General features: G+C 33.5%; 15 protein-coding genes. 5 read left to right on the top strand and 10 right to left on the bottom strand.

What is annotated here, in order from left to right; genetic code table 11:
* The 4 genes from B0A65_RS20555 to B0A65_RS20540 all read left to right on the top strand — a co-directional run.
* The coding region (locus tag B0A65_RS20555; RefSeq protein WP_207556470.1) for an OmpA family protein at nt 1–650 on the top strand (650 nt) is incomplete at its 5' end.
* Nucleotides 651–954: 304 nt separating this feature from the next.
* Nucleotides 955–6,849: a beta strand repeat-containing protein gene (locus B0A65_RS20550; protein WP_089069658.1), complete on the top strand. Its 5,895-nt coding sequence runs from the start codon at nt 955–957 to the stop codon at nt 6,847–6,849.
* A 77-nt stretch (nt 6,850–6,926) separates the two neighbouring features.
* A complete protein-coding gene (locus B0A65_RS20545; RefSeq protein WP_074663358.1) occupies nt 6,927–9,332 on the top strand; it encodes a beta strand repeat-containing protein in 2,406 nt (801 codons plus the stop codon).
* A gap of 89 nt (nt 9,333–9,421) precedes the next feature.
* Nucleotides 9,422–10,672: a gliding motility-associated C-terminal domain-containing protein gene (locus B0A65_RS20540; protein WP_083370526.1), complete on the top strand. Its 1,251-nt coding sequence runs from the start codon at nt 9,422–9,424 to the stop codon at nt 10,670–10,672.
* A 491-nt stretch (nt 10,673–11,163) separates the two neighbouring features.
* Here B0A65_RS20540 and B0A65_RS20535 read toward each other — a convergent pair whose 3' ends face one another.
* Complete coding sequence (locus tag B0A65_RS20535) at nt 11,164–11,730, bottom strand: hypothetical protein (protein WP_074663352.1); 567 nt, start codon at nt 11,728–11,730, stop codon at nt 11,164–11,166.
* Nucleotides 11,731–11,914: 184 nt separating this feature from the next.
* Between B0A65_RS20535 and B0A65_RS20530 the strand changes: the two genes are divergently transcribed.
* On the top strand, nt 11,915–12,808 hold the full coding sequence (locus B0A65_RS20530; protein ID WP_074663350.1) for a winged helix-turn-helix domain-containing protein: 894 nt from the start codon (nt 11,915–11,917) through the stop codon (nt 12,806–12,808).
* A gap of 33 nt (nt 12,809–12,841) precedes the next feature.
* On the opposite strand, the gene B0A65_RS20525 is transcribed toward B0A65_RS20530, so the two are convergent.
* The 9 genes from B0A65_RS20525 to B0A65_RS20485 form a co-directional block, all read right to left on the bottom strand.
* Nucleotides 12,842–13,381, bottom strand: a complete 540-nt coding sequence (locus tag B0A65_RS20525) for a GNAT family N-acetyltransferase (RefSeq protein WP_074663347.1) — start codon at nt 13,379–13,381, stop codon at nt 12,842–12,844.
* A gap of 188 nt (nt 13,382–13,569) precedes the next feature.
* Entirely contained in the window at nt 13,570–14,490 is a 921-nt protein-coding gene (locus B0A65_RS20520) for a leucine-rich repeat domain-containing protein (RefSeq protein WP_074663344.1), read from the bottom strand.
* Nucleotides 14,491–14,690: 200 nt separating this feature from the next.
* Complete coding sequence (locus tag B0A65_RS20515) at nt 14,691–15,131, bottom strand: hypothetical protein (RefSeq protein ID WP_123890401.1); 441 nt, start codon at nt 15,129–15,131, stop codon at nt 14,691–14,693.
* Nucleotides 15,132–15,334: 203 nt separating this feature from the next.
* Nucleotides 15,335–15,742: a hypothetical protein gene (locus tag B0A65_RS20510; protein ID WP_074663340.1), complete on the bottom strand. Its 408-nt coding sequence runs from the start codon at nt 15,740–15,742 to the stop codon at nt 15,335–15,337.
* 469 nt (nt 15,743–16,211) lie between these two features.
* Entirely contained in the window at nt 16,212–16,505 is a 294-nt protein-coding gene (locus tag B0A65_RS20505) for a type II toxin-antitoxin system RelE/ParE family toxin (protein WP_074663338.1), read from the bottom strand.
* A complete protein-coding gene (locus tag B0A65_RS20500) occupies nt 16,498–16,749 on the bottom strand; it encodes a type II toxin-antitoxin system ParD family antitoxin (protein WP_074663335.1) in 252 nt (83 codons plus the stop codon). The genes B0A65_RS20505 and B0A65_RS20500 overlap by 8 nt, the downstream gene beginning before the upstream one ends.
* 452 nt (nt 16,750–17,201) lie before the next feature.
* On the bottom strand, nt 17,202–17,795 hold the full coding sequence (locus B0A65_RS20495; protein WP_074663332.1) for a hypothetical protein: 594 nt from the start codon (nt 17,793–17,795) through the stop codon (nt 17,202–17,204).
* 19 nt (nt 17,796–17,814) lie between these two features.
* On the bottom strand, nt 17,815–18,228 hold the full coding sequence (locus tag B0A65_RS20490; RefSeq protein WP_074663330.1) for a hypothetical protein: 414 nt from the start codon (nt 18,226–18,228) through the stop codon (nt 17,815–17,817).
* 172 nt (nt 18,229–18,400) lie between these two features.
* Nucleotides 18,401–19,060, bottom strand: a complete 660-nt coding sequence (locus B0A65_RS20485; RefSeq protein WP_074663327.1) for a hypothetical protein — start codon at nt 19,058–19,060, stop codon at nt 18,401–18,403.
* Between the last annotated feature and the right edge of the window lie 49 nt (nt 19,061–19,109).

Raw genomic sequence — 19,109 nt, 5'->3', positions numbered from 1 at the left:
GCATTCAGGAATTAAGTGGTACAATAACCGATTCCGAAACAGCTGTTATTTTACCGGGAGCAAAAGTTTCACTTTATGAAAATATGGTGGTAAAAAACACCACAATTGCTGACGTTAACGGAGTTTATAAATTTCCGGTTGACTGTGGTAAAAGCTATAATGTGAGAGCAGAAAAAGAAGAATATGCTACCAAAGAAGTTAGTATAACGATCGGCAAACTATCCGGAAAAACAAGCTTACCCATTAGTTTAGATCCTGTCACTTGCAAAGTAACGATTGGTGATGATCTGGGAAAATGCTTTAAAATAAAAATGATTTATTTTGACTTAGACAAATCAAATATCCGACAAGAAGCTGCAATTGATTTAGAAAAAATATTGGTTGTTTTAAATGAAAACCCAAGCATGAAACTTGATATTCGTTCACATACAGATAGTCGTGCTACTTTTAAATACAACGAAGCCCTATCTGACAGAAGAGCAAAATCTACCATACAATGGCTGATTAAAAACGGTGTAAAAGCAGACAGGTTAACCGGTAAAGGTTATGGAGAAACGCAGCTTGTAAATAAATGTGCTGATGGCGTTTCTTGTACCGAAGCGGAACATCAGGAAAACAGACGTAGCGAATTTATTATTACTGCATTGTAGATATTATATAAAAGTTTATGATATAAGTTTTTTATTATTAATTAATAAGTTATATATTTGATTATTAGTGTTTTGTGTTTTGTGTTTTTTTTTTTTTTTACCAAAATCATTTTCCCCAATTGATTTTATAACTCAGTTGTTTTTCAATAACCTGCAATTTATCTTTTATTACTCTAAGCCATTAGTTTAAATTTTATTGAATTTTGAGATAGCTAAATATTTGGTATTCTCCTCTTTTCTTCGCCTCATATATTGATTTTGATTAAAGTTAGTTTTTTTTGATAACTCATAATAATTAAGTCTTATGAAGAATAAATTACTCTCCGTATTTTTGATTCTAAGTAGTTATACAGCTTATTCACAAGTCGGTATTGGAACTACCATGCCGAATTCTTCAACTCAATTAGAAGTAGTTGCAAGCGATAAAGGTGTATTAATACCAAGAATTAATTTAACAAGTTCCACGGATGCTGTCACCATTAAAAATGGTAATATAAACAGTTTATTAGTTTTCAATACTGCAACTGTTTCAGATTTAAAGCCGGGATACTACTATTGGTATAATACTAAATGGAATCGAATTGTTATCTCCTCTGAGACTAATTCTATTCCGGGAACGGTTACCTATAACCCTACTAATAATGTTTTTAGTTATGTTGATAATACAGGTGTTAGTCAGGTAATTGATATTGGAGCGATTATAAAATCTAAAGAAACAGTAACAACAATTGTTGGAAATCCAGACGGTTCCTATACTTATACTAATGAAGCAGGAACGGCAGTAAAAATTGATATAGTAGGGGATGTTACTACTAATTTCAGTACGATTGTAAATAATCCTGGGGTTACTAATATCATAGAGCAAATTGTAGACAAAACAAAAGGAATCGTTATTTTTAATTCAACCACTAATCAATTTAGCTATATAGACAATGCCGGAAATCCTCAATTGGTGGATATTAGTACGATTGTTAAAGCCAACGAAACGGTTACAACATTAATTAATAATGGCGGAGGTTCTTATACCTATAATAACGAATCAGGAGTGGCAGTAAACATTGATGTTGTGGGCGATGTTACCACAAACTTTACAACAATTGCTAATGATCCTGCTGTGACCAATATCATTCAGAATATTGTTAATAAAACCGCTGGCAATGTAACTTTTAATTCGACTACCAATCAGTTTAGTTATATTGATAATTCAGGAAATACACAATTAGTAGATATCAGTACGATTGTTAAAGCCAACGAAACGGTTACAACATTAATTAATAATGGCGGAGGTTCTTATACCTATAATAACGAATCAGGAGCGGCAGTAAACATTGATGTTGTGGGCGATGTTACCACAAACTTTACAACAATTGCTAATGATCCTGCTGTGACCAATATCATTCAGAATATTGTTAATAAAACCGCTGGGAATGTAACTTTTAATTCGACTACCAATCAGTTTAGTTATATTGATAATTCAGGAAATACACAATTAGTAGATATCAGTACGATTGTTAAAGCCAACGAAACGGTTACAACATTAATTAATAATGGCGGAGGTTCTTATACCTATAATAACGAATCGGGAGCGGCAGTAAACATTGATGTTGTGGGCGATGTTACCACAAACTTTACAACAATTGCTAATGATCCTGCTGTGACCAATATCATTCAGAATATTGTTAATAAAACCGCTGGCAATGTAACTTTTAATTCGACTACCAATCAGTTTAGTTATATTGATAATTCAGGAAATACACAATTAGTAGATATCAGTACGATTGTTAAAGCTAACGAAACGGTTACAACATTAGCCCAAAATACATCAACAGGAGCAATAACCTATAACAATGAAACTGGGATTGCTACAATAGTACAAGTAAAAAGTGCTGATGCCGGGAATATTTTGGGAGTTGGAACAGATGGAGGAAGTTTACTAACTCCGGCGACGATTAGCAACGCAACTACCGTTTCTAACGCATCATCAGTAAATACTTCTACAATTACAGTAAACGGAGTAACAAGTACCGGAGCTCCAATAGTGAACAGCAACAGTACTTCACTTACAGGTTCAAGTTTAACTACCACAGTAAATGGAGTTGCGAGTACGCCATTAGACTTAGCGCCAGCGATTGCTGCCGGACAAGTGCTAACCAATTTGGCACAAGATCCTGCCAGCGGTCTGATCACCTATACCAATGAAAATGCAGTTGATCAAACGGCAGTTGTAACAAGCACCGATGCGGGGAATATTTTGGGAGTTGGAACAGATGGAGGAAGTTTACTAACTCCGGCGACGATTAGCAACGCAACTACCGTTTCTAACGCATCATCAGTAAATACTTCCACAATTACAGTAAACGGAGTAACAAGTACCGGAGCTCCAATAGTGAACAGTAATGCTACTTCGATTACAGGTTCAAGTTTAACTACCACAGTAAATGGTGTTGCGAGTACGCCATTAGACTTAGCGCCAGCGATTGCTGCCGGACAAGTGTTAACCAATTTGGCACAAGATCCTGCTAGTGGTTTAATAACATATACCAATGAAAATGCAGTTGATCAAACTGCAGTTGTAACAAGCACTGATGCCGGGAATATTTTGGGAGTTGGAACAGATGGAGGAAGTTTACTAACTCCAACCGCTATTACGAGCGCAACTACCGTTTCAAATGCATCATCAGTAAATACTTCCACAATTACAGTAAACGGAGTAACAAGTACCGGAGCTCCAATAGTGAACAGTAATGCTACTTCGCTTACAGGTTCAAGTTTAACTACCACAGTAAATGGGGTTGCGAGTACTGCCTTAGATCTGGCTCCGGCTATTACTTCTGCTCAAACAATAACCAATTTAGCCCAAGATCCTGCTAGTGGTTTAATAACATATACAAATGAAAATGCAGTTGATCAAACGGCAGTTGTAACAAGCACTGATGCGGGGAATATTTTGGGAGTTGGAACAGATGGAGGAAGTTTACTGACTCCAACCGCTATTACGAGCGCAACTACCGTTTCAAATGCATCATCAGTAAACACAACAACCGTAACAGTAAACGGAGTAACAAGTACCGGAGCTCCAATAGTGAACAGTAATGCTACTTCGATTACAGGTTCAAGTTTAACTACCACAGTAAATGGTGTTGCCAGTGCCGCTTTAGATTTGGCTCCGGCTATTACAAGCGCAACTACAGTATCTAACGCATCATTAGTAAATACTTCCACAATAACAGTAAACGGAGTAACAAGTACCGGAGCTCCAATAGTGAACAGCAACGGTACTTCACTTACAGGTTCAAGTTTAACTACCACAGTAAATGGAGTTTCGAGTACGCCATTAGACTTAGCGCCAGCGATTGCGGCCGGACAAGTGCTAACCAATTTGGCACAAGATCCTGCCAGCGGTCTGATCACCTATACCAATGAAAATGCAGTTGATCAAACTGCAGTTGTAACAAGTACCGATGCGGGGAATATTTTGGGAGTTGGAACAGATGGAGGAAGTTTACTGACTCCAACCGCTATTACGAGCGCAACTACAGTATCTAACGCATCATTAGTAAATACTTCCACAATAACAGTAAACGGAGTAACAAGTACCGGAGCTCCAATAGTGAACAGCAACGGTACTTCACTTACAGGTTCAAGTTTAACTACCACAGTAAATGGAGTTTCGAGTACGCCATTAGACTTAGCGCCAGCGATTGCGGCCGGACAAGTGCTAACCAATTTAGCACAAGATCCTGCCAGCGGTCTGATCACCTATACCAATGAAAATGCAGTTGATCAAACTGCAGTTGTAACAAGTACCGATGCGGGGAATATTTTGGGAGTTGGAACAGATGGAGGAAGTTTACTAACTCCAACCGCTATTACAACTGCAACTACAGTATCTAATGCATCATCAGTAAATACTTCCACAATTACAGTAAACGGAAAAACAAGTACCGGAGCTCCAATAGTGAACAGTAACGCCACTTCACTTACAGGTTCAAGTTTAACTACCACAGTAAATGGGGTTGCGAGTACTGCCTTAGATCTGGCTCCGGCTATCTCGGCGGCAACTACGAATACACTTACAGCAACAGATGGTAATCTTATTTCAACAGTGAATGGTGTTGCAACGAGTCCGGCGGTCCCTGTATTGATAACTGCAGATAATGGATTAACAGCTACAAATGGAAATGTGCAATTAGGCGGGACATTAACAAATCCAACATCAATATTAACTGATCCGTCAAATACTTTAGCTATTGAAGGCTTAATGAATGCGCCTCCTTTCAATGACGTGGTTGTTGTCGATCCTTTTACAGGTGTCCTGCAAAAAACCACTGTAAAAGAGCTTAATTTTTTTAATTGGAGTATTGAGGGTAATATGGGTATTCAATCGTCATTTCATTTTTTAGGAACAATAGATGATGCTGATTTGGTCTTTAAAAGAAATTCTACGATAGCAGGAAGATTACAAGTAAATAATACTTCTTTCGGAGTAAATGCATTAACTGATTCTTCAGGCGGAATTAATAATGTTGCTGTTGGGACATTGGCACTAAGTAATAACACAACAGGCCAGAATAATACATCATTAGGTTTTTCAGCAATGACTTCTAATACAACAGGTTCTGAAAACATAGGAGCAGGTTATTTTGCACTCAATTTAAGTACTAATGGCGGTCAAAATACTGCTTTTGGAAATTCATCTTTTCAAAATCTTACACAAGGAAATCGTAATACTGCTATCGGTTATTCTTCTGGTTTGACTTTAGGATCAGGAGAAGATGTAACCCTAATTGGTGCATTTACAGGTAGTGCAGATGGCTTAAGCTATGCGACGGCTATCGGATCAGGAGCTTTTGTTGCAACAAGTAACAGTTTAGTTCTCGGTGGAGCAAATACAAATGTGGGTATAGGAACTGATTCTCCAACTAATACTTTCCATATAATACCTGCTACAGGTATTGATCCAGTACGAGTGGAAGGTTTACAAACAGGAATTAATACGGATAATGTTGTCGTGGCAGATGCCAATGGCGTTTTTAAAACGGTAACGGCAAGTTCTCTTATTCCGGCCACAACAGTTTCTAATACATCGGACGATAATAATTTAAGTACAACTGTAAATGGAGTGCCAGGAACAGCAGTGACCATAATAAACAGCAATTTAACTTCACTCTCTGGCGCAAGTTTAGTTACGACCGTAAATGGAGTTCCAAGTACAGCATTAGATCTCACACCAGCAATTAAAGCAAATGAAACCGTAACAGTTGTAGCCCCTGTAGTTGTTACTGGAAACACAATTGCAAATTATACGAACGAGGCTGGTGGAGCACCAGTAGCAATTCAAGAAAGTATAAGTTCTCTAAATGACGTCGTTACACAAGGTACTGATCAATATGGTCAATTGATTGACATACATACTTTAACTTTTACTGACGAAGCCAGTGTTGCTCATCCAATTAATATGTCCGTTTTAGTAAAAGGTGTTGAAACGCTTACTTCGTTAACTTATGATGGTGCCGCTCATTCCTTAATCTATAATGATGAAGATGGAAATGCTTCCGAGTTTAAAATGGTGGATTTAATTGGACCAGCTCAGACATTAACAAAATTGGAAGTAAATGCAACAACTGGAAATTTAGATTATACTGATGAAAACCTTCAATTAAATTCTTTGGATTTAAGTCAGGCTGTAAAAGAACCTTGGTTTAGTACAATTACTAATGTGGGCGCTACTACAAATACAGAAGATATTTATACCAACGGATGGGTTGGAATTGGATATACAACTCCATCTGCGATTTCAAATGAAAAGCTAAGGGTTAATGGCGGAATCTCAACTGTAAATAATTATTATGCTGATTATGTATTCGAGGATTATTTTAAAGGTAGTTCCACAATTAAATCTGACTATAAGTTTAAACGTTTGCCAGAAATAGAGGACTACATTAAAAAATACAAACATCTTCCTGGCATAACTCCAATTAATGAACTAGAAAAAACAAAAGAAGGATATGCCTTTAATATGTCTGAATTATCAATTCAATTACTGGAAAAAACAGAGGAGATTTATTTGCATATTATAGAGCAAAATAAAGCAATTGAAGCGAAAGACAAAGAGATACAAGAACTAAAAGAAGCTTCAAAACAAATGAATTTACGTTTAGAAAAACTGGAAAAATTAATTACTGAACAAAATAAATAAAAATTTTGCTACAAGTCAGTAACTTCTAAAATCATAAGGAACAACTTATATTATTGTAGATTTAAAATATAAATACTATGAAAGTAAAATTATATAAAACTCAAAAAAATATCTTTGTCATATTCTTTAGTTTACTCAGTTTGAGTTCTCTGTTTGCTCAGGTAAATTCTACTAAGTTAAAAGACGGAACAATAAGTACTGGCCCCGAACCTGCTAGGCCAGGAGCAATTCTTGAAATGGAAAGTAGTAATAAAGGAATGCTTACTCCGAGAATGACAACTGCGCAAAGAGACGCCATAGTCCCAGCAAATTTAACCGACGGACTTTTGATATTTAATACCACAACCGGCTGTTTTGATTATTGGAGCCAGCTGCAAAATATATGGTTAAGTATTTGCGGTACGTTACCTCCTGCAGTATTTGAAATCTCTTTTGCCCAATGTTCCCAGGTCCAGGCGGTTGGTATTTATAAACAAGGGTCAACATTAAATAGTTCTAATTATTTACCAATTCCCGTTACGGTAACTCAGCCAGGTGTCTATACAGTTTCGGCAACGACAACCAATGGATATTATTTTGGTACAAGCGGTACTTTTCCTACGGCAGGTACTTATACATTGCTTCTGGCAGGTACCGGAACGCCTCATAACGGTCATGTTTCTCCAGATCCTGGAGATGCTGTAACAATTAACTTAAATGGAAAAGCAAGTACTTGTATACCTAATAACTTTGTTCAAACTGCGACTGTCGATTTTTCGATTAATTGCGGATTAATAAACACTATTGGAACCTATAATGTAGGTATTCCATTAAGCGCATCCAATAAATTAACAGTTACTGTTAGTCCGAGTGTTCCCGGTTTTTGGAGCATGAATACCAACACCGTAAATGGATATTCTTTTAGTGGAACCGGAACTTTTACAGACACCACACCAAGTCAGACAGTTGAGCTTTTAGGTACAGGTACACCAACTGCATCAGGTTTAAATAATTTTAATCTGGCCTCAAACGCAACCACCCAGGCAAGCGCTTCTTGCTCTGGTATTCCAGTAACAGTTGCTCCAGTTACTTTTACAATAAATTGCGCCGGAGCAACACAAAATGGAACCTATTTACAGGATGCGGCCTTAACTGCAGGCAATACCATAACATTGCCTATAAATGTTACCGCAACTGGATCAACCACCATTTCTACTACTACTCTTAATGGAATTTCATTCACTAGCGGCTTAATAAACTTATCCGCTTTAGGAGCGCAAAATGTAATATTAACCGGTACAGGAACTCCAACAGTAGTTGGTACAAATGCATTGACAATTACCGGAACTCCGGGCGGAGCTGCAACCTGTACATTAAATGTAAATGTAGCCGCTCAACCGGTAACTTACACTACAAATTGTGCCGGTACTACAACTAGCGGTAGTTATGCCCCGGGAATTGCCATGACAGCCGCTAACACTATGACAATTCCTGTAAATGTAACCTACGTTGGCGCTTACACTATTTCTACAAATACAGTAAATGGAGTCAGTTTTTCTGCAACAGGTACATTTGGTTCAACAGGAGCGCAAAATGTAGTAATGACAGCAACGGGTACGCCAACATCAGGAGGTACATTTTCTTATGCAATTACTGCGAATAGCACGAATGGGGCAACAGCTTGTAATAAATCCGTGACATTTGTTTTCCGAACCATGAAAGTACTTGGACTTGGAGAAGGCGTTTATCAGCCAGGGTCATCCGGAACAGGAAATTCTTCACGAGCAATATTAGCTTCCACAACAAATTTTAGTCCTACAGGAACAGTTCAGATACAGGCTTTAACAATTGTTAATGGGGGGTATAATCAGGGAAATGATTTAAAAAATTCAATAAATACAAATAATATCGATGTCATCGTTATTGGATATAATTATCATCCTAACGCGGCTTCAATTACTATTTTAAATGACTTTGTTAAAAACAAAAAAGGAGTACTAATTGATTCCGAAGAGAACGACGCAACTGTCATAGCAAACGTGATTAATACAATTTGCGGTTCAACTACAGTCGTAGCTTCAGGTTCCGGAAGTACATTTACAAATCCTATTCTCAATGTTGCAGACCCTATTTTACAAGGCCCATTTTCTCCTATTGCTGGATTTAATTTAGGTAGCGATCTAAACAACTCTTATTATGTAACGGGATTGCCGGCAAATGTTACTGTATTATCAACGCAAAACGGTGATGCCACCAAAATATTTGCTTTCAAACATAATACTTTGGGGTATTTATTCATAGGAGATTCAGGCTGGAGTGCAGGAGATTCAGGAAATACAGCGACAGATATATGGCCTGCAAAAATTTCAGGAACAGGAGTTCCGCTATCAAAATCTTACTTTGGCTCAGTAACTGTTTATAATAGTATAATGTATGCTAATGCAATGGCGTGGGCTATTCAATATGCACAGACAAATATTAATTCTGCATATGTTATTCCGTAAAGAATGGATATTTTAATAAAACATCTCATTTATGATGTTTTAATACAGGTATTTCAAAGAATGAAAAGTATCATTATAAAGAGAAAGATATGATGAGAATGTATTTAAAATATAGTGTTATAATACTGTTTTTTATAAATAAAGTTTCTGCACAAACTGTAAATGTTGGAGAACTTTCTGTTGCGCCCAATACACAGCTTGCAACCGTTTTTGATTTTGATAACAAACTGAGCGGTGATTTTTTAAATGACGGAAATTTCTATGTCTATTCTAATTTCAAAAATGACGGACTTGTAACTTTTACCGATACAAGTGATGGAAAGACTTTTTTTATTGGTCAGAAAGTGCAATCAATTGAAGGTTTAGAAACAGCGCATTTTCAAAATATTGAGTTTAATAATTTGTCTGACGTAACTCCTTTTCTATTGAAGACCTCTATTATGGTAAATAAAATGTCAGCATTTAAAAACGGAATTGTAGATGGAGCAAGTTTTAATGGTAAAATGATTTTTGATCAAAATGCTTTTCATTCAGATGCCAGCAATTTGAGTTTTGTAGATGGACAGGTTGAAAATATTGGGAATTTAAATTTTGAGTTTCCGGTTGGTGATAATTTTTATTTTAGACCAACTTATCATGATAAAGCCAGTAATATCAGCAATGTTTATACGACTCAATATTTTTTTCAAAGTGCAGGAAGTACACATCCCTATACGAGTAGAGAAGAGTCAATTTTATCAATTGATGAGGTTGAATATTGGAATTTGATACAAAATCAAGGCAGTGAGAAAATTATTCTAAGTTTAACATTGGATAAAAATACGACCCCAGCTTCTTTTTTTGTAGAAGATCCGACAAAAGAACTGGCAATCACACGTTGGGATGAAAGTACATCAAAATGGATTAATGAAAAAGGTGTTACTACCGATCTTCTTACTGGTGCAACCTATTCAAAATTAATTACAACTCAGGTTAGTGGTTATGGCCTTTTTACAATTGCAATGGTTAAAAAAGCAAATCCTGAACCGCCTGGAGATTTAATTATTCACAATGCAATATCACCAAATGGAGATGGAGTAAATGACACTTTTCTTATTAAAGGAATTACTAAATATCCAGACAATAAAGTTGAAATTTACAATCGTTGGGGAATTAAAGTTTTTGATGCAAATTCTTATAATGAAAGCGATATTATGTTTAGAGGATTTTCAGATGGAAGAACTACAGTAAATAGGGATGCAGGTCTTCCGGCCGGAACCTATTTTTATATTTTAAGATATAAAAAAGGAGATGAAACGATTAGTAAATCTGGTTACTTGTACCTTGGTAGTGATAAATAAAAGTGATGTGATAGAGAACTGTAGTTAAAGTAAATTTAAGGACACTAATTTAACAATAGGGAGTATAAACACTCAGCTCCCCAAAGTATGTATTTTTCTTTACGCTGAGCTATAAACACAAGAGTAAAAGATCACATTAAAATGCTTCGTACACAATCAGCAAAATGCAGTAAGAAAAAGATAGTGTTTACGTATCTTTTACTTTTCAAGGCAAAATATTTCAGGTTACGGTGGATTTGAAAAATTAGTTTTTTGAACTATTCGTATGATTGAAAGATTTGGAAATTAATAGAGAGTCTGTCTGAAAGTATTTTTCAGACAGACTCTTTTTATTTTATGAGGAAGTAGCAATTTTGTTTCAATTTATAAAATGAAACAGATTTAAGCTAATGGAAATCGTCCACTGATTTTATATAAATTAAATTTAAAGTTTAGCTGTTTAGAACTTCCAACAAAGCATATGTGTAAAAATATTTTGATAATTTATTTACTTAACAACCGTCTTTACTAACTTCACGTTTATAAATTGTTTTACCGTCTTTTTCTACATAGTCGCCCGCTATTATGGGAAAGGCATATTTTGGTGCCTGCGATACATGATGGCTTTTTATAATTATTTTGTCGTTAACTTTCAGTTGATGTAATTGCTCAAATTCATATTTAAAACTCAAAATATTGGTACCAACCTTTTCTGGTCCAAAAACAAGAATATAATCATCGCCATTAATATTGACCATTATACCAAAACCTAAATTTGAGTCTGGTGGAAGAGAAAGAGAGGTTATAACTGCGTCCATATTGGTATATGCTATAACCGGCTTGCTTATTTTTGTAACGCTGGCATGCACTTTTTTACCGACAGGAGACAATTGCCATTTTTTGTATATTATACCATCAGGTGTCGCTTCCCATTTTTTTAATGCAGCTTTCCTTTCAGCAAGAGAAAGAGGCTTTGAGCTTGACTTTTTAGAAGTTTCATTTTTAATTTCACGATTAGCAAATACTGCACCGCTTACCACAACCAGCGATAAGATAAGCACATAAAGGATTTTTTTCATCTTTTTGTTGTTTTAATTAGTAATAAAGTTTTATATCATTTAAAGTTTATGAAGTAAAATTACTTTACTATTTTGCTGATTATGAGCTTATGATTGTAAATAAAAATGTAAACTTTGTAAATAAAAACTTGACACTATGTTTAATAGCAGAAAAATGTAAACTTTGCAAATAAAACTTAAAACTATGTTCAATAGCAGAACTCTCCTTTCGGGAAAACGCAAATACGTGTTCGGATTATTAGTTCTCTCACTTATCTGTGTAATCTGTGCTGCTTTTAACAGTGAGGATAGTGATGACTTTAACTTTGCCAGAAGAGAAGTTTTACTCCGTAAAATTGGACATGAAATACTCCTGCAGTCAGGCGATAGTACATCACGAGTGCTGCCCGTGAAAAAAATCGCAGAAAATGAATACCTGATTCGTTTTGAGAGTGACTTTACTTTTCAACCGGACAGCTTAATGAATACGACCAGTCGCTTTTTAGACGAAGCGCCGCTTGCAGGCAATTATATTGTTAATGTTTTGAACTGTAGTGATTCAAGTGTAGCTTATGGATATGCTATTTCCAAAAACAAGAAAGATAATATTGTAGCCTGCTCAGGAAGAAAGCAGCCCAAAGCCTGTTATAAGATTACCATTAAGTTCAAACCAACAGGTATAAATAGAGTTAAGAATGGATATCTACTGGGCAGCCTGTCCTTTTTAGGATTTTTAGGATTTATCCTTTTGAAACCTTTTAAGTCGAAAAAAGCTTTATCTAACAATGGACATAGCGATAGGATCACTGTTGGCTCGGCGCTGTTTGACACAATAAACAAAAAACTTATTGTAAACGAAAAGTCAATAGACTTAACCGGAACGGAAACCCGTTTATTGCTCATTTTTGCCTTGTCTCCCAACGAGATTATCGAGAAAAGCCGAATTCAAAAAGAGATATGGGAAGATGAAGGTGTTATTGTGGGCCGTAGTCTGGATATGTTCATATCAAAACTTAGAAAAAAACTGGAATTTGATCCCAATATAAAAATTGTTGTGGTGCGCGGGAAAGGATATAAGCTTGAAATTAGTGCTGTATAAAATACAATGAACTGCTGTTAGCTGTTCAGGATTTTAATCCTTTTTTAGTTTCGAGTAAATAGCTACATTTATATATTCACCATTTTTAATTTCGCACTCTCGCATTGTTCCTTCGAGTTTGAAATTCATTTTTTCAATAGCTTTTTTACAGTTTTTATTTTCGCTTTCCACGAAGCCTTCAATTCTATTTAGTTTGAGTTTCTCAAATCCGTAATTGCAAATTATAGGAAAAGCTTCTTGCATAAATCCATTTTTCCAAAATTCAGGTAGAAGCCAAAATCCGATTTCTGCTTTTTTGAGTTCTTTATTCAAGTTATTAAATCCACCTGCTCCGTAAAAAATAGTATTGTCAGGAGAACAAATAGCCCACCAAATTCCCGTTTCATTTTGTTCCAAATTTCTATACCAAATCATTTGCTCTTCAGTAGATTCTAAAGAGTCAAAACTAATTCCATAGTATTTTACTAGTTCAGGATTTGAAAGTCCGCAGTAAATACTTTGTATATCTTCTTGTTTTATTTGTCGAAGCAAAAGTCTTTCTGTATTTAAAGTCGGAAATAAAGCTTGTTCCATTTTTAGTTTTTCTAGAGTTTCGTTTTAGTTTGATCGCTAACTTTTTGAGAAACATAGGGTTTGGGACTAAATTAAGCCCGTTTTTTGGATTTGCCAAATCACGATAGCTATCGTACCCAAATACAAAACCAATTTTCTAATAAACCTATTGCCCAAATACGTTGTTGGCGTTAGTTATTATAGTTTCATTATCTTTCGCAATAACATTTTTCATCTATATCCAGCATTTGATTATAATTTGATGTCCAATATATATTGCACTTTTTTGGAAGAGATTTTATGATATTATTTTTTTCTTTTTTACTCAAATTTTCATCAGAAATCCAAACATTAGTTAATTGAGAATCCTTTAATGAAGAAGGTATTTGTTTTATATTTAGCCCTACTAAATATAAATTACGCAAGTTTTTAAGTTTAATTAATTCAGTGGGTATGTTTGCTATTCTTGTTTTGCTTAATTCTAATTTTTCAATTTTAGTTAGATCAAGAATTTCACTTGGGAATATCTCAAAATCAGTACCTTTTAATGATAATGTTTTTAGTTCTTTTAAATTTTCGAAACTGGTTGGTAGTTCGGATATTGGATTATACCCAATATTAAGATATTGTATGTTATTGTTCAATGGAATTGAAGGTAATTTGCTTATATGATTTCCGCAAATTCCAACCGATTTTATATTTAGATTTGAAAAGAAGTTTTCATTTAAGTCTACTAGCCCACAATTATATATGAAAATTTTTTTTAAAGATTTCAGGGAAGTGAAGTTGTCAGGAAGTTTAGTTAAATTCCAGGAATAAGTAATCATTATGTTTTCTAAATTATTAAAATTTTCAAAATCTCTGGATTTATAAACTTTCTTCGAAAAATTAATAACCAAGTCATTTAAGTTTGGAAAATAAGTTTGACTGTTTAAAAATAGATCAGAATCTTCTTTTTGGATGTCAAGTTTTTTTACATCATTAAGATTTTGTAATGCAATTAAATAGCTGGTATAATATCCATTTCCATTTCTGTTATCTTCTTCTGCTACAACCATATTATTAGACATCTCTTGTGCTGAAGCGTTAAATGAAATGACTAAAATTATAAGTCTAAATATTTTTTTCATTAAAAATTGTATTTACATTATTAAATTCTTCTAATATTCGTTCGAATTCCTGCCAAAAATCCCGCACTTCAACGGGTTTGAGATTAAATTATCTCCACTCTTCGGATTTGCCAATCCCGATAGCTATCGGTACCCAAATACAAAACCAACTTTCTATTAATCATAAAACCCCAATCTTGCCAAGCTGTTAGCTGCAGTACTTATTCTGGTTTGAAATTAACTCCATTTAAATTTAGCCCATTTTTAGTGACAAACCCCTTATATGTTTTTTTTTCTAAAAACTTTTTGCCATTTCCTTTTTTATCCACTCTAAAGGTAACTTGACATCCTTTACAATTATATGCATATGCAACAAATTCCAGATTATTGTTTTCTTTTTTAACGGCACCTTTATATTGATAACTAGAATTCTTTCTTTTAAAATTCAAAGTGTCTTTGTCAACTATGGAAATTAAATTTTTTACGACTAATACACTATCATCTTCGAAAGTTAATATTGTTTGAAAAGTTGGGCTTGAAGAATCAAAATATATGTCTTCCTCAAATCCAATAAAGCTTTTTCCGTCCAATACATTTTTATTTTGACAAGATGCAAATCCTAAAATAGATAATGATATTATTATTTGAATGGTTTTTCTCATATCGAATATTTTTTCCTGTTTTGTTTGGTGTATTACATCTAACATTGTAGTATTACTACGGTTTTGGGACTAAATTAAGCCGATTCTTTGGATTTGCCACCCGATAACGAACAGGCGAAGCAAATCATCCCAAATACAAAACCAACTTTCCATTAAGCCTATTGACAAAATCTTGTGTAGCTGTTGGCAGTAGTAATTTTCCTTTATATATTTAGCCATATTCTGATTCTATTAAAGACAATATTTAAAATTATTGGAATAGATAATATGAAACCTAAAGCAAATGACCAAAATCTGAAATTTTCATCATATAAAACAAAACTTATAAAAACCAAAATAATTATTGCAATCAATTCAGTAATGAAACTGTTTTTATTTATTTCTTTTGAAATTATAGTTGCTAAAATTTCTCCAAGAAACAACATAATTATAGATGCATTTATCAAAAGAAAAACAGTTCTTAGCATATTCTCAAATCCATCTTCGTACCAACAAACTGCTACTATAAGAAATGCTAAGAAAGTATAAATTATATTAGTAGATCTATTAAAAAGAGTTTTAAGACTCCTTTTAATATATTCGTAATAACTTTCTTTTTGAATAATTTTCATTTCGTTAATTCATTGTTTTTTTTCTGCGCGCTCATTACTGCAAACGTTCAGATAATAAAGTAAAGTGAGTTTGGGACTAAATTAAACCCATTCTTTGGATTTTCCACCCAATAGCGAACAGGCGAAGCAAATCACCCCAAATACAAAACCAACTTTCTATTAAGCCTATGGCCTAAATGCGTTGTAGCTGTTATGAGCAGTTTCTATTCTCCCCCCGCTCTCCGAATTGTTCTTCTGTATGTTGCGCAAATGTCTCTGACTTTGCCATTTAAAACTAATTTTCTTAGAATATTTTTCCTGAATGCAAAAAAAATCCAAGACAATAATAATAACTAACAGTAAAAAGTCGGGAGACTTTTATAGGGGTTACAATTTCTAAGAAGCAAAAGAAATACGCAAAGTCAGACACATTTGCGCAGCTTTTCATGAGAAGACTTTGGAGAGCCAGGTAGCTGTTATGTGAGGTTCCTTATAGTCTGCTTTTTAAATCCATCATTCCATGAAGAATTCTTGCGATTTCTATTTCGTTCTTTGATATAATTGAGTAGAAGATAATATGTTCACCTGATTTAAAACCTAATATTCCTTTCGTTACTATATCGTAGTTTCTACCAAGTTCTGGATTATTTGCTAAATCATCACACGATGCCATAAGTAAATCATAATACTTTTCAGCTTGCATTTCAGACCAAGTTTCGATTGTATAATCCCAAATTTCTGATAAGTCATCAACAGCTTTATTTGTTAAATAATATTTAGCCATTTGATTTTCTTCTTGCTTTTAAAATGTCAAGATGTTTTTTAGCATCAAAATCTACCGCACGTCCACTTTCAATCCCATCATTAATCGCTTTTCTTAAAGCTATAATTTTATTTTCCTCATCTTCTAAAAGCCGAAGACCGGCTCTGATAACTTCACTTGCGTTATTGAATCTTCCATCATTTACACTGTGTTCGATAAAACTTTCGAAATGATTACCAAGCGATATAGAGGTATTTCGTCCCATATTTTTTTAGCTAAGTTACCAAAAAATGGTAACTTTTCAAATTATTACAGATTTTTTTGGGGTTCTTCTTTATGTTGCGCAAATGTCTCTGACTTTGCACCCGCTCTCCGAAGCGTTCTTCTTTATGTTGCGCAAATGTCTCTTACTTTGCGCCATTTAAAACAAATATAATTGAAAAACAGAGACTTCATAAAGTCTCTGACTTTAAAACTAATTTTCTTAGAATATTTTTCCTGAATGCAAAAAAAATCCAAGACAATAATAAGAACTAACAGTAAAAAGTCGGGAGACTTTTATAGGGGTTACAATTTCTAAGAAACAAAAGAAATACGCAAAGTCAGAGACATTTGCGCAGCTTTTCATGATAAGACTTTGGAGAGCCAGGGTCAATTAATTTATAATGAATTTCCAATTTAAGATGTTTTGAGATTTAATAAACTAAATTATGATTTTTAAAATCTTATTTTAATTTTTTCGTTTTCAGAATATAACTCAATATTTTCGGTCATTAATAATAGTATTTGAGTGCCATATTCGTATGCGTGTAATTCATCTACATTATTAATTAATCCTAATATTCTTTTTGAATAATCAACGAAATTACTGTAAAGTTTATTTTGCAAAGCAAGTATACATCCTTCTAATAAACGTTGTATTTGTTCTTCAATACCTTTCTCAACTACTGAATTACTTCTTATATCATTTCTATCGGTCAAAATGAAATGTATTGCATATCCGTCTGGTTCTATACTTGCCATTGAAAAGGCTGAAACACAATTATATTCACTTTTGATATTTTCTAAAGGAATATCGTTTGGACGTATTACTCTAAATAATGTGCCGTCTTGAAATTGTCCGTGAAACGTTGTGGTATGAAAATCAACTTCTTTTTGAAGCAATGATGAATTTAATATTAAATTTTCTTCATCATAAATTTTCAATGAATCATTATTTATTTCTATTAATGAATTTTCAATATTTAACACAAATTCACTATAATCATTATTCTTTAAAATATTTTTTTGAAATATACTTGCTCTTAACATACTGCAATTTTTAGATTATTTATTTTAATATTTTTTCTTCAAAGAATATGCTGATGAGTAAAATTGGAGATAAAATATTTTCAATGTAGTTTTTTCGTTGTTCACTATTTCGGTATTCTAATTCTCTTATATACTTACTTTCGTAATAATTGTAAACGTTTAAAATTTTTGATAATGAATTTTTACATTCAATTTTGTTTGATAAATTGTTTTCGTTGATTTGATTTTTTAAATCAATATAGACATTGACATTTTTTTTTAAATCTTCAATATCATCATAATCATCGTTGTCGAAATCTCTTTTAATTTCTCTTAATGTTGAATTTTCAAAATCTTCTAAAGTTTGTAAAATTGCATTTTTTTTTACATTTATTCCTTGTTGGTTTAAAACAGCGTTTAACATACCCGCTATTTTTTTAACTTCTTCTTTCATAATATATTTATTCAGTTTTTATTTCGTCTTTTTTGCGTTAGCCTTGCCACCAACGTTCTGGCGCTTGGCGAGGTTGCGAACTTCGTAACTACTTATTTTTTAATTAGATAAAATTTATTGCGAAACGTAAACGTGAATTTACTACAAAATTCGCAATCTTGCCAAACGCCTGTTATGGGCTGGCTATTTTATTCATAAACTTTTTCCAATTTTGATTTAAATCTTTTTCGTCTGCTTCTTTTAAATTAACTTTTTCAACCAAAACTTTTTTTCCGTTTAGAATTTTAAAAAAATACATTCCTTTTTCATCGTCAACGCATTGTCTGTATTCTAGAAATCCTTTTGGTTTTATTTTAAAATTTTTAATTGTGAATAAGTAGCTAATCCAATTATTTTTTCCGCAACCGTTTGGAGAAAATGAGTAATATAAATTGGTATTTTCTATTTTTTTTGAGTAAGCAAATTCTGGATTTTCAATACTATCAATAACTCTAAAACTTTTCTCTTTTTTACTGTAAAGCCAAACTTTCTCGTAATAATAATTACTTGAAAATCCATACCTTAAATCATTGTTTCCATCATCATCAAAATCTTCTAGTTTTATGGAATTTGGTGCAACACCTTCTTCATGAACGTTGATTAATGTATCATTTTTTAGGTTTATCAAATATAACCTTGAGTTACTTCTGTAAATCACGTTGTAATTTTTGTCTGAACTTTTATAAAGAATTGAATCCTTCGGATTTTCTGTTTTAGATAACGTCCTATTTTCTGAATCTTTACATGAAAATATCGTTAAGATAATAATTAATAAAATAAAGATAGTTCTCATTTGCAGATTTTCTGTTAGCTTGCCTATAACGTTCCAGCGCTACAAGCAG

Source organism: Flavobacterium frigidimaris, from assembly GCF_002217275.1.
In the GTDB taxonomy this organism is placed as follows: Bacteria; Bacteroidota; Bacteroidia; order Flavobacteriales; family Flavobacteriaceae; genus Flavobacterium; species Flavobacterium aquidurense.
This window is presented reverse-complemented; position numbering and strand designations above follow the sequence as displayed.

Bases quoted from the DNA above. Each gene is read 5' to 3' on its own strand.
- B0A65_RS20550 (WP_089069658.1), top strand. From the start codon at position 955: ATGAAGAATAAATTACTCTCCGTATTTTTGATTCTAAGTAGTTATACA.
- B0A65_RS20545 (WP_074663358.1), top strand. From the start codon at position 6,927: ATGAAAGTAAAATTATATAAAACTCAAAAAAATATCTTTGTCATATTC.
- B0A65_RS20540 (WP_083370526.1), top strand. From the start codon at position 9,422: ATGATGAGAATGTATTTAAAATATAGTGTTATAATACTGTTTTTTATA.
- B0A65_RS20535 (WP_074663352.1), bottom strand. From the start codon at position 11,730: ATGAAAAAAATCCTTTATGTGCTTATCTTATCGCTGGTTGTGGTAAGC.
- B0A65_RS20530 (WP_074663350.1), top strand. From the start codon at position 11,915: ATGTTCAATAGCAGAACTCTCCTTTCGGGAAAACGCAAATACGTGTTC.
- B0A65_RS20525 (WP_074663347.1), bottom strand. From the start codon at position 13,381: ATGGAACAAGCTTTATTTCCGACTTTAAATACAGAAAGACTTTTGCTT.
- B0A65_RS20520 (WP_074663344.1), bottom strand. From the start codon at position 14,490: ATGAAAAAAATATTTAGACTTATAATTTTAGTCATTTCATTTAACGCT.
- B0A65_RS20515 (WP_123890401.1), bottom strand. From the start codon at position 15,131: ATGAGAAAAACCATTCAAATAATAATATCATTATCTATTTTAGGATTT.
- B0A65_RS20510 (WP_074663340.1), bottom strand. From the start codon at position 15,742: ATGAAAATTATTCAAAAAGAAAGTTATTACGAATATATTAAAAGGAGT.
- B0A65_RS20505 (WP_074663338.1), bottom strand. From the start codon at position 16,505: ATGGCTAAATATTATTTAACAAATAAAGCTGTTGATGACTTATCAGAA.
- B0A65_RS20500 (WP_074663335.1), bottom strand. From the start codon at position 16,749: ATGGGACGAAATACCTCTATATCGCTTGGTAATCATTTCGAAAGTTTT.
- B0A65_RS20495 (WP_074663332.1), bottom strand. From the start codon at position 17,795: ATGTTAAGAGCAAGTATATTTCAAAAAAATATTTTAAAGAATAATGAT.
- B0A65_RS20490 (WP_074663330.1), bottom strand. From the start codon at position 18,228: ATGAAAGAAGAAGTTAAAAAAATAGCGGGTATGTTAAACGCTGTTTTA.
- B0A65_RS20485 (WP_074663327.1), bottom strand. From the start codon at position 19,060: ATGAGAACTATCTTTATTTTATTAATTATTATCTTAACGATATTTTCA.